This is a genomic window from Maritalea porphyrae (assembly GCF_030159895.1).
Taxonomy (GTDB): Bacteria; Pseudomonadota; Alphaproteobacteria; order Rhizobiales; family Devosiaceae; genus Maritalea; species Maritalea porphyrae.
In genome coordinates this window covers 2517825-2534049 of sequence record NZ_BSNI01000002.1, presented here as the reverse complement: position 1 = coordinate 2534049, position 16225 = coordinate 2517825, and the positions used below count along the sequence as shown (strand labels likewise).

Sequence of the window (16225 nt, the reverse complement as noted above, 5' to 3'; positions counted from 1 at the left end):
TTGAGCCATTTTGGGGCTTGACCGATAAAAAATGCCCCCTTACCAATGTTGCCCAACAAATGAATTTAGGTAGAGCATTCCATGCGGAACGTACTCGTACTCGTGATTAGTGGCACCGGCGGCGCAAACATCTCTTAGAGGTTTGCGAGTGTCGGTGCATGTCTAGGTCCCAAACGGGGCCTTTTTTTATGGCTTATTCGTATCTAAAGTAACTTTGGGTACGGCCAACTGAGGAGAAGATAGAACGATGGCTCAGCAAATGACCGGTGCAGAAATGGTCATTCAAGCGTTGATCGATCAGGATGTCGAACATATTTTCGGCTATCCCGGCGGCGCTGTTTTGCCGATTTACGACGCAATTTTCCAACAGGACAAAGTTGAGCACATTCTTGTGCGGCACGAACAGGGTGCAACACACATGGCCGAAGGCTATGCGCGATCAACTGGAAAATGCGGCGTGGTGCTTGTGACTTCAGGGCCAGGGGCCACCAATGCAGTCACGGGCCTAGCAGATGCTTTGCTCGATTCTATTCCTATGGTGTGCATTACAGGGCAGGTGCCAACGCCTTTGATCGGTTCGGACGCTTTCCAAGAGTGCGACACGGTTGGGATTACCCGCAATTGTACGAAGCACAATTACTTGGTGAAGTCGGTTGAAGATTTGCCGCGTATTTTGCACGAAGCATTCTATGTGGCGACCAGCGGCCGTCCTGGCCCTGTTGTTATCGACATTCCAAAAGATGTTCAGTTTGCGCTCGGTAGCTATATGAAGCCGAACAATGGCTCACATCCAACTTATAAGCCGCAGATGGAAGGCGAGCTTGAGGCCATTAAAATGGCGGTTGATATGATGCTGAAGGCTGAGAAACCGGTCTTTTACACAGGTGGCGGCGTTGTGAACTCTGGGCCAGAGGCATCCAAAGAGCTGCGCGAGCTTGCGGACCTTACCGGATATCCAGTTACCTCTACATTGATGGGCTTGGGCGCGTTTCCAGCGTCATCTGACCAGTGGTTGGGTATGCTTGGCATGCACGGCACTTATGAAGCCAATATGGCGATGCATGACTGTGATTTGATGATCTGCGTTGGCGCACGTTTCGACGACAGGATCACGGGCCGTTTGGATGGCTTTTCGCCAAACTCAAAGAAAATTCATATCGATATCGACCCATCATCGATCAACAAAAACATTGTCGTTGATCTGCCAATTATTGGTGATTGCGGTTTGGTGCTTGAAGAGATGGTTCGTATCTGGCGTTCGCGCACAAACGAGCCGCGCACTGAAGCGATTGCGCCTTGGTGGAAGCAAATCAACGAATGGCGCGACGTGAAGTCACTCGCTTATGAGAAATCCGACAAGGTGATTAAGCCGCAATATGCGATTGAGCGCCTGTTTGAATTGACCAAAGAGCGCGACGTTTACATCACCACAGAAGTTGGACAGCACCAAATGTGGGCGGCTCAGCATTTCCACTTTAATGAGCCAAACCGTTGGATGACATCAGGTGGTTTGGGCACCATGGGTTATGGTTTGCCCGCAGCGGTTGGTGTGCAAACGGCCCATCGCGACGCATTGGTGATTGATATTGCCGGTGAAGCAAGCGTTCAAATGACCATGCAGGAAATGTCGACGGCCGTTCAATATGGTTTGCCGATTAAGGTCTTCATTTTGAACAACGAATATATGGGGATGGTGCGTCAGTGGCAGGAACTGCTGCACGGCGGTCGCTACTCCAACTCATATTCTGAGAGCTTGCCAGACTTCGTGAAGATGGCTGAAGCATTTGGTGCGCACGGCATCATTTGCGAAGATCCAGCTGAGCTGGACGACAAGATCATGGAGATGATTGATAGCGACAAACCGGTGATCTTTGATTGCCGCGTGACCAAGGAAGAAAACTGCTTGCCGATGATCCCATCGGGCAAGGCACACCACGAAATGATTTTGCCGGACACGGCAGATATCGGCAACATCATTGATGAAAAGGGGAAGGTCCTTGTTTAAGCCAAGTTGGGATTTAGAGCGCAACCAGCTGGTTGAGCGCCACACATTGACTGTTCTTGTCGATAACGAGCCAGGTGTCCTAGCGCGTGTCGTTGGCCTGTTTTCTGCACGGGGTTTCAACATTGAAAGCCTCACGGTTTCAGAAACAGAGCATGATCGTCACCGTTCGCGCATCACAATTGTTACAACGGCAACGCCGAAGGTTTTGGCGCAGATCAAGTTGCAACTCGAGCGCTTGGTGCCTGTACACCGCGTGCACGATTTAACCGCTGAAGGCAATGCGCTGGAGCGTGAATTGGCGCTGATCAAAGTTTCTGGCAAAGGCGAAAACCGTGTCGAAACACTACGTTTGGCAGAAGCATTTCGCGCCAACGTTGTTGACGCGTCAATTGAGAGCTTTGTGTTTGAAATCACGGGGCGCCCGAACAAAGTTGAGCAGTTCATCACTCTGATGCAACCACTTGGCCTTGTTGAAGTGGTGCGCACCGGCCTTACCGCGATTTCTCGCGGCAAAGAAGGCATGTAGATTTTCGCAATTGCGATAGACGTGGATGAAGGCGGCCAATGGCCGCCTTTTTTTATTGCCATTCTGACATACGTGATTTCCAGTCGCTGAATTTTACGCCAAGTGCTTTTTCTGCTTTCGAAGCTTCAAGAACCATACCGTTTTCAGGCATTGCGTTTATCTTTTCATAGAGCTCGCGCATCATGTTGCCGATTTGTGGGATGCCCGTCGTATTGGTGATACGCGCTCCAAGTTCGGTTGGGCTTTCTGGCTTGAACTGCGCGTTCGCGTCGGTGTGTGTGTTGTAATAGGCAACAATTTCATCGCCAGTTGGTGCCCCCTTGCTTGAAATGTCAAAGCTTTTACCAGCAAGGTCTGGCCTTTGCAGTGCAGCTATTGCAGCAATTGCTTGGTCCTGGTGCGATGTGTAGCTAATCCTCCGATCATTTGAGATTGGTGGATAGTAGAGGTCTTCCCCTTGAACGAATCCCGGCGCGAGAGCGTGCGTTTTAAGGTTTTCAAGATACACAGTTGGCCGCAAGACGATCACTTTAAGCCCAGACTTGAGAAATCCGTCTTCCAGCTTTTTGTTGTTTGTGATCAATTCCGCATCGTCAAACCGCGCATCACTTGGTCCAGATGTCGAAATGACAAGAAGATTGAGCCGTCGCATATGCGCAGCGATGATGAGATTGCGAATCCAGATGCTGGGCGACTTTGCGTCCAGTGGCGTGGGCAAATGCCAAAAAGCGGCTCTAATCCCTTTTAGGGCGCTAAAGACGGACCAAAAGCTGTTCAAGTCAGATGCTTTGGTTTCAATATTTTGCGGGTTTGGCCATTGGGACTTGTCCGGCTCGTTTCGGCTGATCGCTCGAACCTGCAGCCCTTGCCGAGCAGCCTCAGCAACGATTGGGTTCGCCTGATCGCTGTTGGCATTGAAAACAGCGTATGTCGGTCTTTTGGACATGGGATTATCCTTGATAGTTACTTTGAGTAACCGATATAGTGGTGTCAGCGAATTGATGAAAGAATGCACTTTGAAGTGCGATAGGCACCTGCAAGTAACTGTAAGGCAAAGGCAGCTTTGGAATGGCTAAGAAGCAACTGGATATCAAAGCCCAAGCAGACCTGACACGTGCGTGGGCAGAGGCAGATTATGCCGGTGTGTGCCCGGTGCGGCAGACCTTGGATAGTGTTGGGGATAAATGGACAGTCCTTGTGGTGCTGCGTTTAGGCGTCGAAAAACAAAGATTTTTGCAGTTGCTGCGTGCGGTTGATGGCATTTCTCAACGCATGCTCACAGTGACGTTGAGAAAACTGGAGCGAGACGGTTTGGTGCGCCGTACTGTTCTAGATACCCGCCCGCCGACAGTTGAATACGAGTTGACCGTGCTCGGCAATTCGTTGCTTAAGCCTATCGGCATGTTGGCTGAATGGGCAATTGAAAACCAGCCGGCGATGGATGCAATGCGGGCAGCCTATGACGAGGGCAAAAATTAGAATTGCGCTGAGTCATTGTTGGGTCACGAAAGCCGTGTGAGGATTAGACATCAAACATGGAGGGAAACGAAATGGCTAAACTCTGTCAAAGCTGTTCGATGCCGATGGATAAAGACCCAGGTGGCGGTGGAACGGAAACTGATGGGAGCAAGAGCGATAAGTATTGTTCGCTTTGCTATCAGGATGGCAAGTTCTTCAATCCGGACTTCACTGCAAAAGAAATGCAGGATTTCTGCATTCAGCAGATGAAGAAGCAGGGAATGCCCGGATTTGTGGCATGGATATTCACTCGCGGTATTCCAAAGCTAGAGCGCTGGAGGGCCGACTAGGCGTCTTCGGTTTCGACCCAAAGTGTTTCTTGGCCATTTTCTAACACGTGCACCACGCCTTGTGGCTCATCAAGTGCGATGGAGGCCGCGCGATCAAGTCCACAATAAATGCCACGGATCACTTTGCCGACCTGGCCGTGTGAAACGACAATTGTTGGGCCGATAAGACCGTCGAGCCAAGATTTGGCGCGACTATGCACTTGGTCAAAGGTTTCGCCGTTTGGCGCATCAAAATACCATTCTAGCCCTTTCTTGCCTTGCAGGTGGTCAGGGAACTCTTGGCCAATTTCAAAAAGTGTCATCCCCGCAATATCGCCAAGTGCTACTTCTTTAAGGCGATCATCTTCGGTCGGGTTAAAGCTGAAATGCTTTTTGATGCCGTTCGCGGTTTGCAACGTACGACCAAGTGGGCTGACAAACTGATCAAAACCAGATGCTGTGCCAATTCGCCCTTTCAGAATTCGTCCAAGCGCTTCAGCTTGTGCTTCGCCTTTTGCAGTCAGCGGAGAATCTAAAATGCCTTGCGTGCGGCCGATTAGGTTCCATTCGGTTTCGCCGTGACGCATGAATAGGATTTTGGGGTAAGTCAATTGCTGCTCATTTATTGGAGGGAATTGAAGCGGAAGCGTTGGTGTTGATCTTATGGCTTATTGGCAGAAATATGTCATCCCTTGGTCTTAGATTAGCCAGTGCCCGGTTGCCACATCGCGCGATTTCGCATAACGCTTTGAGTAATCATTTCTTTAAGGGCTCAGCCCCTAAGTGTGGGGAGATCAGATGACCGCACTCTCTGTAAATTTGAACAAAGTGGCACTGTTGCGTAACCAACGCGATTTGCCTTGGCCAAGCGTTGTTGGTATTGCGCGCATTGTTTTGGATGCGGGTGCGGATGGCATTACCGTGCATCCTCGGCCAGACGAGCGCCATATCCGCCGTTCTGATGTGTATGACTTGGCAGCGCTTGTGCGCGACGAATATCCGGACAAAGAGTTCAACATTGAAGGCTATCCAGACGATAGCTTTGTTGCGCTGGTGTTGGAAAACAAACCGCACCAAGTCACCTTTGTGCCCGACGATCCGAACCAAGCCACGTCCGACCATGGCTGGGACGTCAAAGGCTCACACAATGTGTTGGCAGACCCAATTCGACGCATGAAAGAAGCTGGCATTCGCGTTTCTTTGTTCGTTGATGAAGACCCAAACATCCCGCCAGATGCAGCTGAAATTGGTGCGGATCGGATTGAGATTTACACGGGTCCTTATGGTGGCACTTTTGGCACGCCAGAAGGCGATCATCATTTGCAACGCATGCAGGTTACGTCGCGGGCGGCAAGTGCGGCTGGCCTTGTGATTAATGCCGGACATGATCTAACGCTTGAGAACCTGCCAGCATTTATGGAACAGGTGCCCAACGTTGCGGAAGTTTCGATTGGTCACGGCATAACAGCGGACGCATTGTTGATGGGATTTGCAGAAGCGGTTCGACGCTACAAATCTGCAATTACCCTTACGGACTCAAAATAGGTCAAACTGTACGTTCTTTGCTTTTTCGAGCTTCAGTAAGAACTGCTTTTTATCGACACCACCGGTGAAGCCGCCAATATTGTTTTTGGCGGCGATCACTCGATGGCAGGGCACGATTATTGGAATTGGGTTTTTCCCGTTTGCGTTGCCAACCGCTTGTGCGCCTTCCGGGGTGCCGACACGCCGTGCCAATTCGCCATAAGTAATGACTTCACCAAATGGGATATGTGTCAGTTCTTTCCAGACTTTCATATTGTAGTGCGAACCTTGTAGGTCGATTGCAATGTCAAAAACGTCGAGTTCGCCCGCAAAATAGGATTGAAGCTGCGCCTCTTCATGTTCAAATCGCTTAGCGTCTCGCTGCCAACTGTTTGGCACTTTGAATGGCGTGTCATATTCAGCAAAACGCAAATAAATTAGAGCTTTATCTGTGCCTGCAAGAGTAAGGACACCCAAGGGGCTTTGGATCTGGTGATATAGAAGGTCAGCGATCACGCTTAGTGTTCCTCATTTTCCTTATCGATCCCAACAGGTTCCCAGAGTTCAATGCAGTTTCCCTCAGGGTCAAATAGCTGCGCAAAGCGTCCATTTGGCTCCGCATCAGGCTGAACGGTGACTTCGATCCCAGTCTGGCGTAGTTGTTTCACCATTCTGTCCAAGTTGGCGACCCGAAAATTGAGCATGAATTGCTTTTCTGGGTTTTTGAAATAGTCAGTGTCATCATCAAATGGCTGGAACACAAGCGTTCCGCCATTCGGGCGCCAGCCCAATATGCCGTATTCGTCCGGCGTTTTTGCAATACCGAGGTTCTTTTCGTACCAGTTGGAGAGCATTTTGGGATCTTTCGCCCGAAAGAAAATGCCGCCCACGCCCGTTACCTTTTCCATTTGTCGTGCTCCCTCATACCTCATTGTTAACATGTTGATTGAGATCAAAGCGGGCCGCAAGGGGAACATGCATGATCATTGTGGACGGGCACTTTGGGTTTCTTTTTGGGGAGACAGACATGATCAAAGACATCTTGGTATATTTGGACGGCAGTAAGGAAGACGATGTGCGTCTTTCATATGCAGTGCCGATTGCTGAGCGGCATGACGCAATGCTTACAGGCTTGCTGTGCATTGAGGTTCCAGATGTGATTAGCGCGGGCGACGGTGTATTTTCCGTGGGCAAGGTCGCTGCGGAGCTGCAAGCGCAAGCTGATGAGCACGGTGACAACGCGGAGAAAGAACTGAAGGAGAAGTTTGCAAAGCTCGAAGTGCGAAACGAGCTTCGCCGGATCGATACTGTGGGTTCGCAAATGGGCGCTGCCATTTCAGACGAAGCGCGGGTTGCTGATGTTTTTGTGGCAACACGACCATATGGACATTATTCCGAGCAGCCTGAACTGCTAGAGAAAATCCTGTTTAGTTCTGGTCGCGCATGCTTGTTCGTGCCACCAGCGGTTCCGGCCAAAGAACCCTTTACCGACATCGTAGTGGGTTGGCGCAATTCAAGAGAAACCGCACGCGCTGTTGCTGATGCGATTCCATTCTTGCAGAAGGCAAATAAAGTCACACTCGCCATGGTCCACGAAGGTGACTCAACCGAAGAACTTCGGATTGAACCGGGTGCTGACATGGCGCGTCACCTTGATCGCCACGGCGTCAATGTTGAATTGCGCAACATTACTGGTTGGGACAACCCAGGCGAAGCTTTGTTGAATGAGATTGAGCGTACAGATGCGAACATGTTTGTGATCGGTGGATATGGCCATTCACGGTTCCGCGAATGGGTTCTGGGCGGTGTAACCCGCGATGTTCTCACAAAAGCAGAAGTGCCTGTGCTAATCGCACACTAACATCCTTCCTGACGGAATACTTGGGGCCGGCGTTCGCTGGCCCTTTTTTTGTGCGTGTGTGCAATTGAAATTGACAGATCAAATCTGAACGGTTCTATTCAAAACTCACATCGCTTTAGTCACATCAAAAAATGTTGGATACTATGTCGGCCTATCGTCAGCTCGTTGATCGTTTTAATCAAATTTCTGCAATTCGTGGGGCTTCGTCTATGCTTAGCTGGGACGCAGAAACGATGATGCCCGACGGTGCCGCCGGTGTGCGGGGCGAACAGTTGGCAGCTCTTGCAGGTGTTGCACACGAAAAAATAACCGATGCTGCATTAAGTGATATGATCGAACAAGCGAAAGGTGAGGCGCTTGATGGATGGGATGCGGCGAACCTAAAAGAGATGGAGCGTAGCTTCCATCATGCCAATGCTTTGCCAAACGACTTGGTTTCGGCGCTGACCAAAGCGACATCTCACTGCACACATGTTTGGCAAGCAGCACGACCAAAAGACGATTTTGAATCTTTTGCCAAAGCGTTCGAGCCGGTTCTTAAACTGGTGCGTGAAGCTTCAGTGGCCAAATCGGAAGCTTTGGGTCTTGAGCCATATGACGCAATGTTGGACGAATATGATCCGGGCATGAGCTCTGCGCAGGTGGACGAATATTTTGGTTCCTTGCAAGCATTCTTGCCGGATTTTTTAAGCGAAGCGCTAGAGCATCAAGCCAATAACCGTCAGTTCAAACCCCTTGAAGGCGACACGCCAACCGCAGCGCAAGAAAAACTTGGCCGCAAATTTATGACGGCGCTTGGCTTTGATTTTAATCACGGCAGAATTGACGTGTCAGCGCATCCATTTTGTGGCGGTGTGCCGGGCGATGTGCGTTTGACTACGCGCTATAATGACGATGCATTTAGCCAGAGCCTTTACGGCGTTTTGCACGAAACTGGGCACGCAATGTACGAACTTGGTTTGCCGGAAAAGTGGCGCGGTCAGCCGGTTGGCCAGGCGCGCGGCATGTCTATGCATGAAAGCCAATCACTGTTTTTGGATATGCAACTGTGCCGCACGGATGAGTTTTTTGCCTATGCGCTGCCTGTCGTGCGCGACACATTCGGTGTTTCTGGTGATACTTGGGAATCTGAGAATTTCAAGCGATCGCTGCTTGAAGTTGAGCGCGGTTTCATCCGGGTGGATGCGGACGAGGTGACTTATCCGTTGCATGTGATGTTGCGCTATCGTTTGGAAAAGGCACTTCTTTCTGGCGATCTACAAATCAACGATTTGGAAGCTGCCTGGAACGACGAAATGAAAAAATCTGTCGGCGTGGTGCCTGATCGTGTTGGCAATGGCTGCATGCAGGACATTCATTGGCCCAGCGGTGCGGTTGGCTATTTTCCTACCTACACAATCGGTGCAATGATCGCGGCGCAGCTTTTTGATACCTTGAAAACGCAAGTGCCGAGTTGGGCTGAAGACGTACAAAAAGGGGAATTTGGTGCTGTGTTTGCTTGGCTGCGCGAAAATGTGCACCAGAAAGCATCGCTGCATTCAACGCCTGAGCTGATCACCCAAGCAACCGGCAAACCGCTTGATGTTGAAATCTTCAAAAACCATTTGCGGGATCGCTATTTGTCGTAGCGATCTAATCACTAAGCTCGCTTGTATTTTGTTCTCGGTAGAAGACGTAAAGTCCGGCGCCAAGGATAATGGCGATGCCTAGCCATGTGATTGCGTCTGGGAAATCACCAAAGACAAGATAGCCCAAGATTGTTGCTGCAACGATTTCTAGGTATTGAAATGGTGCCAAAAGGCTCGCCGGTGCGCGTTTGAACGCCTCTGCGATAAGCACATAGGCAAGCACGCCGATGGTGGCGGAAAGTGCCAGCCACGCCCAGTGGATGCCTTGGGGAAGGGCGAAGGCCATGTCTTCAAAACTAGAAAGATGCCCGGCAATCATGGCGGCGCACAGAAAGCCAGTGCCAAACAATGTTGCCCACCCTTGAACGGCGATGCCATCCATTTTGCCTTGGAGCTGTTTCGTCAAAGTGAAATAGCCGGCCATGCAAATGGCGGTGAGGACAGGCATTAGGGCGTAAATGCCAAACGTCGCATAGTTTGGTCGAATGATGATTAGCGCGCCCAGAAGTCCAACAAAACACGCTGTGATCCGCCGCCAGCCAACTTTCTCGCCTAAGAAAACAACGGAAAAGAACACGAGAATTAGCGGCTCAACAAAGAAGATGGCGATAAATGTTGCGAGCGGTAAAACGCTTAAGCCCAGCATGAGCGTTAGCATTACAACACAAATCAGCGCGCCCAGTCCCATGAGTGTTTTCCACTGAGCGCGCGGCAGACTTAGCTTTCGCTGGATGCCCAAAAGATGCATAAATAAAGTTGCCTGAAGCACAAACCGGAAAAGCGCAATTGTTCCGGGGGAAAGAAAGTTGGTCAGGTATTTTCCGATAGTGTCCATGACCGGCAACAACATGGCCATTGAGATCATCAAGAGCATGCCGAGTTTGGGATTCGTGTGATGGTTTGTCATGTCGGGCGCTTTCAACTCTGGAAAAGTCTGGACGACCGCGCCCGCGTGATTGGCAATCAACAGGGGTCTGCCCAGAATGTCGGAGCGCTCATCATATATTCGGGAATCAGCGCGTGGCAACACATAGTTAGGGTGTTGATTGGAGCTGAAGATGTCATTTAACGCGTTATTTATCTGCGGTTCCCATAATGCGCCGCAGTAAGCATTTTGAATAGGCGATTTAAATTGGACCGAATCCGCGCATTTTTTGATTTGTACCGGGTGCCGATCGACAACCCAGAATTTGCTCAGGCGCAGCTACGCGAGCTCGCTAAGCGAATGCCAATGATCTATTTCATTACATGTGTGAGCTCATTTGGTCTTGCACTGACGCAATATCAATTTGCGCCACCAATTTTGACCATTGGTATGCCCATGATACTTACTGCTGTGTGTGCAGTTCGCTTGCGCTATTGGGTCAAAGAAAAGCATCGTAAATATACCTATCGCGAGGCAATAGTGCGGTTGCGAGGGTCGGTGCGTCTTGCTGCGTTGCTGGGGTTTGGTTTTGTTTCCTGGTCGTTGTCTCTTTACCCGTTCGGTGATGCCGTGGCGCACAGCCATATTGCGTTTTTTGTAGTTGTAACCATCGTCGGTGTTACTTGCTGTTTGTTGTATCTGCGCGCCGCTGCAATGAGCGTTGCAACAGCCGTCTTGGTGCCATTCTGCATCCACTATATTGCCACTAATCAGCTGGTGCATATTTCGATGGCGTTCAATGCCATGTTGGTTGTTGGCGCGGTAGCTTATGCAATGCTCACTTACAATAACGATTTTGCGCGTCTTATTTCTGGTAACGCAAAAACAAGGAAGTTGAGCAACGACAATTTAAAGCTTGCCAATCTTGATAGTTTGACGGGTCTGCCCAACAGGAGAAAATTCTTTGAGGCGCTTGAGTCAGGCTATTCAACTGAAGGGCCAACAGATGTAACCGTTGGGTTGCTTGATATCGACGGGTTTAAACCCATTAATGACGTTTACGGTCATATTGCCGGTGATCAGTTATTGGTGGAAGTCGGCAATCGTCTATCAAAGTTCTCTGGCGATACAGTCACTGTTGCGCGTCTTGGTGGCGATGAATTTGGGTTTCTTGTGCAACCGGCATTGGATGATGCCCGAGCAAAGGAACTTGGGGAAGCCATCTGCAAGTGCATTTCTGAGCCAATCCATCTGGCACAGGCAACCGTTCGTGTTTCAGCATCAATTGGGCTTTTGAGTGCGCCCGTCGATGGTTCGGTGCAGGCCAATCAGTTGTTCGAAAAGGCAGACCACGCGCTGTACTTTGCTAAACAAAACAGTCGTGGGCAGATCGTGATCTATTCTGCAGAACATGAAAAAGCTATTCGACAGCGCAGCTTTGTCGAAACAGAACTGAAAAACGCTGATTTAGAAAAAGAACTTACCTTGGCATTTCAGCCAATATTTGACCAAAGAAACGGCAAGGTTGCTGCAGTTGAAGCATTGGCGCGCTGGTCCAAAGATGGGGTGCAGTTTTCGCCAGACGTGTTCATCCGCCAGGCAGAGCGCTGCGGCATGATGGGTAAGTTGACCGAAGTGTTGCTGAGCAAGGCGCTTCGTGCGGCGCGCGCATGGCCCGATGAGGTAAGCTTGTCCTTCAACCTGAGCGCAGCGGATATTGGCTCTGAGCATACAATGGCCAAAATAGTTGAAATGGTCACAAACTCTAGGTTCCCAGCGCATCGCATAACATTTGAGATAACAGAGACGTCAATCGTGCGGGATTTTGATCAAGCAGAAGCGATGCTCTTAAAACTCAAGGAGCTCGGTGCAAAGATTGCGTTGGATGATTTTGGTACAGGCTTTTCGAGCTTGAGTTACTTACAACGATTGCCGTTTGACCGCGTAAAACTAGACCAAAGTTTCGTCGCAACAATTGAACATGATCCAAAGACACAGAGCATCGTACGGTCAGTCATTCGACTGGTTCGCGAACTTGGTATTTCGGTCGTGGCAGAAGGAATCGAAAACAAAGCTCAGCGAAATCTGCTGCTGGAAATGGACTGTCGGCTAATGCAAGGGTTTTTGCTTTCACGACCGATATCCAGTGGCGATCTCCTCGCCATCTTTAGAAATAATGGCGCCAGCACTGCTGAGTGCGAAGAGCCGCCAGTTCCAAGCGTTGCAAGTGGCAAATAAGTAGTTTTCATGAGATTTCAATCAGCCAAGCTAATGCCGCAAATTCTGTTGTGCTTGACGTCACACGACCAATTTATATAATAAGAAAAAACTTTCTTTATAGGTGGTGTTGTGATTTGTGAAACATGCGGCGTTCAGCGAAATGATAATCCAGAACTAGATTTGTGCCCGATTTGCGCGGATGAACGGCAATATGTGCCCGCAACTGGGCAGGAGTGGCGCACGCTGGATGAAATCAGTGCGGGGCGTCAATTTGAAATCATTGAGCGAGAAGCGGGGGTTTATGAAATTCGGGTCACGCCGACATTCGGCATTGGGCAACGTATGTGGTTCATCAAGACTGAGGGGAAGGGCGTGCTTTGGGATTGCGTGCCCATGGTCGACCCAGAAATAAAACAGTTTTTTGATCGCCACGGCGGCGTGTCGGCCATGGCGATATCGCACCCGCATTTCTATTCAACGATCAAAGCGTGGTCGGAGCTGCTTTCTATCCCGGTGTATGTGCATGAAAACGATGCGCGTTGGATTGGGCAGCCATTTGAAGCGTTGGTGACCTGGAGCGGGACACATATGGATCTGAATGGCGGCGCGAAGCTAATATGCGCTGGTGGGCATTTTGAAGGTTCAAGTGTGATGACTGTACATCGCGCGAACGGCGATTTGATGTTCTCAGGCGATACAGTTTTTCCAAATCCCGATCGCAAATCAGTGTCATTTATGCGCAGTTTTCCAAATCGCTTGCCGCTTGGCCTGTCCAAACTTTCAGGCATTGAGAATGCGATGCAAGGGATCGATTTTGAAAAAATCTATGGCCCATTCCCTGACGTGGAGATATTGGAAAACGCCCGACAGGTGTTCGATTTTTCGGTGCAGCGCCATAAATTGGCAATTGCTGAATAAGAAATGAGACAAGAAAAAACTTGCCATTTGTCTTATTCACATGCATAGAGACTTCTACGTTTTCAGCCGTCTTTGGCTAACTTGATGCCCGGCTTGCCGGTTAGAATGGTTTTCCCCCTGATATTTGCGAACGTTACCCCTTATTGCATGTTGCAAGAAGGACAATCCGCTGGATCGAATAATTCGCACCAGCACCACTACAATAGGTATTACCATGGCTAACGGTACAGTTAAATTCTTCAATTCAACCAAGGGCTTCGGCTTTATTTCTCCTGACGATGGCGGCAAAGATGCATTCGTGCACATTTCTGCTGTAGAGCGTTCAGGTCTTTCAGGCCTTAACGACGGTCAAAAAGTTTCTTACGAACTTGAAGCTGGTCGCGACGGTCGCGAGTCAGCTACAAATCTTGAGCTTTTGGACTAAGTCCAACTCAACGGTTTGAGTTTTAAAGAGGGCCACCCAGTTTGGGTGGCCCTTTTTCGTTGCCTATTCAACGCTCAATGGTGCTCTTGCCAATACCCTGCCAGTGTCTTTCACCTTATAGCGCACTTGGTATTCACCTGCATCTTCAGGTGCATAGATGAATAGGGGGCTGCCTTGCACCGTGCCAGCCTTGGCAAGTGGTGCCGCACCGTCATCCGCGCCCATGGGCACGATTTCGATGGTGTCGCCTTTTGCGGCCGGGCCGGTCCAACTGATCTCAATCGCTTCACCAGCTTTGGCTGTTGCGGGTGGCGTCACGGTTGCACTTACTGGTTTCAGGGTTATGGGCACGCTTGCCAAGGTGCGATCTGATGAGCCAACAACATACCGAACTTCAAATACGCCTAGCGCTTTGGGCAAGTTGATCTCTGCCGGTGAGCCGTTTTTGGTATAGGCGTAATCCATATAGGTGCCTTCATCCGCTCCCATTTCCACAACCGTAATATAGTCGGATGGTCCGTTCGGGCCTTCCCATTCTACACGAATGGTGCCGCCAGGAATAATGGGTCCGGGAACGTTCAAGCTCGCGGAGACTTCTGTTAGTGTTATCGGCTGTGACGCCAACGTGCGCTTGCTCGAGGCGATGACGTAGCGCACCTCATATGCCCCCACATCATCAGGCGCGGTCAGCTCCGATGGCGAGCCGTGCTGGGTGTAAGCGTAATCCTTGTAGCTGCCTTCTTCCGCGCCGGCTGGCACAATAGTGAGATAGTCACCTTGGTTGCTCGGACCTGTCCATTCAACTTTAAATTCAGAACCAGCAGGCACGCTCTCTGGTGCATTGATCGTCCCAGAAACCGGAGTGACTTCGACAGTCGTAGCGGCAAGAGTGCGCTTGCTTGCGCCAATCACATAGCGGACTTCAAACGTGCCTAAACTGTCCGGCGCTTGGATTTTTGCCGGGTTTTCATTTTTGGCATAGGCATAGTCCTTGTAGCTGCCTTCTTCAGCGCCGACTTCGACAATAGTGATATAGTCACTTCTATAGGCTGGGCCCGTCCAATTCACCTCAAATTCACTGCCAGCAGCAACTTGTTCTGGCGCGGAAACTGAGCCGGTAATTTCGACTATTTCAATGTCTGCGACCCCAAGCGTCTTACGCGTTTCGCCATGCACATAGCGCACCTCATATGCGCCTAATCCGTCGGGTGCGTTGATTTCGGATGGGTTGCCGTTTTTCGTGTATGCATAGTCGTTGTAAGTGCCTTCGTCGCTACCTTTAGCAACGATGGTGATGTAATCGCTTTTGTGATCTGGCCCTTCCCATGTTACGTCAAATTCTGCGCCGGCCGCAATTTGGGCAGGGGCTGTGACGGTTGCTTCAAGGCGCTGAACTTCAAGCGTGATCTCAAAACTTTGGGATTTTACATCTGCGACAACGCTTATGGCGCCACCACCTGAAGCTGCTGGTCCTTCAACACTTACGGTATAGTCGCCAGCGCCAAGTTTGCCGCCCGCACTGCCAAATCCGTAGTCGGTAAAGGCTTCAGTGCCATCTGCATTCAAAACGCTCCAGGTGAGCGTGATGTCGGTAATTTTTTCGCCACTTTGATCGACGGGGACAAGTGTCACCGATGGGGTGATCGCCACCACAGTTTCTTTGAGCGCGTCTGCGAGTGCCGCACCGTTATCGGCGGAGAAGTATTGACCGCCAGTGTTTTCGGCAAGGCAAGCGACTTGTGCGCCTTCTTCTTTAGATAATCCGAATCCAACCACGTGCGCTGTGAAATTTGCACCTTGCGATTCAAGCAATGCGCCGAGTTCACAAACGTTTGCTTTGCAGGTTTCTAGTCCATCGGTGATCAGGACGACCGTTGCCGTGTCTTCTGTATATCGCAGCTCTTCAGCAGCGCGTTTTACGGCTTCGGTTAGGGGCGTCTTGCCCAAAAACTTCATGCTGTCGGCTTTGTCCGCAATGGTTGATGCGGTGCCAAGCGCAGGCGGCACGACCAATTCAATGTCGTTACAGTCGCCTTTTTTGCGGTGGCCATAAGCCATCAAGCCAAGCTCTGTTGTGTCAGGCACGGACTTTAGGACTTCACGCAGCGTATCTCGCGCGATCTGCAGCTTCGGCACACCATCAATTTGGCCCCACATCGAGCCTGAGCCGTCTAAGACAATCATTGTTCGTTCGTTTGCGAAAGTGGCGTTGGTGGCCAGCAAGCTTGAAGCAAGCACCGCGCTAGCGAGCAGCATTTTGCGCATGATAGTTTCTCCCTTTTGCCATCTGTGTTTGTGGCGCGTAATTTGTTTTTGCTTTTATCTCAAAATCTTAATTCGCTCCAAGCTATGGAAATCCATAAGTCTTGGCAAAATAGTTGTCTGCATTGTTCTATTTTCGTTGACAAATATCAAGGTTTTCCTGGTCGCAGTCAGAGTTGCCGGCATGCTGAGATAAATTGTCTCG

16 protein-coding genes are annotated in these 16225 nt (G+C 50.2%); 10 read left to right on the top strand and 6 right to left on the bottom strand.

Annotated features, from left to right (window positions below; genetic code table 11):
• Positions 1-247: 247 nt before the first annotated feature.
• Positions 248-2005: an acetolactate synthase 3 large subunit gene (locus tag QQL65_RS15875; RefSeq protein WP_284366049.1), complete on the top strand. Its 1758-nt coding sequence runs from the start codon at positions 248-250 to the stop codon at positions 2003-2005.
• Positions 1998-2531: an acetolactate synthase small subunit gene (gene ilvN, locus QQL65_RS15870; protein WP_284366048.1), complete on the top strand. Its 534-nt coding sequence runs from the start codon at positions 1998-2000 to the stop codon at positions 2529-2531. Before QQL65_RS15875 ends, ilvN begins: the two co-directional genes overlap by 8 nt.
• Positions 2532-2583: 52 nt before the next feature.
• On the opposite strand, the gene QQL65_RS15865 is transcribed toward ilvN, so the two are convergent.
• Positions 2584-3477 carry an SDR family oxidoreductase gene (locus QQL65_RS15865; RefSeq protein ID WP_284366046.1) on the bottom strand — a complete coding sequence of 298 codons (894 nt, stop codon included), beginning with the start codon at positions 3475-3477 and terminating at the stop codon, positions 2584-2586.
• A 122-nt stretch (positions 3478-3599) separates the two neighbouring features.
• Between QQL65_RS15865 and QQL65_RS15860 the strand changes: the two genes are divergently transcribed.
• Both QQL65_RS15860 and QQL65_RS15855 read left to right on the top strand, forming a co-directional pair.
• Complete coding sequence (locus tag QQL65_RS15860) at positions 3600-4010, top strand: winged helix-turn-helix transcriptional regulator (protein ID WP_284366043.1); 411 nt, start codon at positions 3600-3602, stop codon at positions 4008-4010.
• A gap of 71 nt (positions 4011-4081) precedes the next feature.
• Positions 4082-4339, top strand: coding sequence for a zinc ribbon domain-containing protein (locus tag QQL65_RS15855; RefSeq protein WP_284366041.1), 258 nt, complete (start codon positions 4082-4084; stop codon positions 4337-4339).
• Here QQL65_RS15855 and QQL65_RS15850 read toward each other — a convergent pair.
• A complete protein-coding gene (locus QQL65_RS15850; protein WP_284366039.1) occupies positions 4336-4929 on the bottom strand; it encodes a histidine phosphatase family protein in 594 nt (197 codons plus the stop codon). The genes QQL65_RS15855 and QQL65_RS15850 overlap by 4 nt on opposite strands.
• Positions 4930-5116: 187 nt before the next feature.
• Here QQL65_RS15850 and QQL65_RS15845 point away from each other — a divergent pair, with 187 nt between their 5' ends.
• Complete coding sequence (locus QQL65_RS15845) at positions 5117-5863, top strand: pyridoxine 5'-phosphate synthase (RefSeq protein ID WP_284366037.1); 747 nt, start codon at positions 5117-5119, stop codon at positions 5861-5863.
• On the opposite strand, the gene QQL65_RS15840 is transcribed toward QQL65_RS15845, so the two are convergent.
• Complete coding sequence (locus QQL65_RS15840; RefSeq protein ID WP_284366036.1) at positions 5855-6358, bottom strand: methylated-DNA--[protein]-cysteine S-methyltransferase; 504 nt, start codon at positions 6356-6358, stop codon at positions 5855-5857. The two genes, QQL65_RS15845 and QQL65_RS15840, sit on opposite strands and share 9 nt — an antisense overlap.
• Before the next feature lie 2 nt (positions 6359-6360).
• On the bottom strand, positions 6361-6750 hold the full coding sequence (locus tag QQL65_RS15835) for a VOC family protein (protein WP_284366034.1): 390 nt from the start codon (positions 6748-6750) through the stop codon (positions 6361-6363).
• Positions 6751-6869: 119 nt separating this feature from the next.
• Between QQL65_RS15835 and QQL65_RS15830 the strand changes: the two genes are divergently transcribed.
• Together QQL65_RS15830 and QQL65_RS15825 are read left to right on the top strand one after the other, a co-directional pair.
• Entirely contained in the window at positions 6870-7703 is an 834-nt protein-coding gene (locus QQL65_RS15830) for a universal stress protein (RefSeq protein WP_284366031.1), read from the top strand.
• Positions 7704-7846: 143 nt separating this feature from the next.
• Entirely contained in the window at positions 7847-9331 is a 1485-nt protein-coding gene (locus QQL65_RS15825; RefSeq protein ID WP_284366029.1) for a carboxypeptidase M32, read from the top strand.
• A 4-nt stretch (positions 9332-9335) separates the two neighbouring features.
• Here QQL65_RS15825 and QQL65_RS15820 read toward each other — a convergent pair whose 3' ends face one another.
• Complete coding sequence (locus tag QQL65_RS15820) at positions 9336-10238, bottom strand: DMT family transporter (protein ID WP_284366027.1); 903 nt, start codon at positions 10236-10238, stop codon at positions 9336-9338.
• 225 nt (positions 10239-10463) lie between these two features.
• Between QQL65_RS15820 and QQL65_RS15815 the strand changes: the two genes are divergently transcribed.
• The 3 genes from QQL65_RS15815 to QQL65_RS15805 all read left to right on the top strand — a co-directional run bounded on the left by QQL65_RS15815 (position 10464) and on the right by QQL65_RS15805 (position 13758).
• On the top strand, positions 10464-12434 hold the full coding sequence (locus tag QQL65_RS15815; RefSeq protein WP_284366026.1) for a putative bifunctional diguanylate cyclase/phosphodiesterase: 1971 nt from the start codon (positions 10464-10466) through the stop codon (positions 12432-12434).
• 111 nt (positions 12435-12545) lie between these two features.
• On the top strand, positions 12546-13334 hold the full coding sequence (locus QQL65_RS15810; protein ID WP_284366025.1) for an MBL fold metallo-hydrolase: 789 nt from the start codon (positions 12546-12548) through the stop codon (positions 13332-13334).
• Between the two features lie 214 nt (positions 13335-13548).
• A complete protein-coding gene (locus tag QQL65_RS15805) occupies positions 13549-13758 on the top strand; it encodes a cold-shock protein (RefSeq protein ID WP_284366024.1) in 210 nt (69 codons plus the stop codon).
• Positions 13759-13821: 63 nt separating this feature from the next.
• On the opposite strand, the gene QQL65_RS16555 is transcribed toward QQL65_RS15805, so the two are convergent.
• Positions 13822-16023 (bottom strand): vWA domain-containing protein, encoded by a 2202-nt coding sequence (locus QQL65_RS16555; RefSeq protein ID WP_379863168.1) that lies wholly within the window; start codon positions 16021-16023, stop codon positions 13822-13824.
• Positions 16024-16225: the final 202 nt, after the last annotated feature.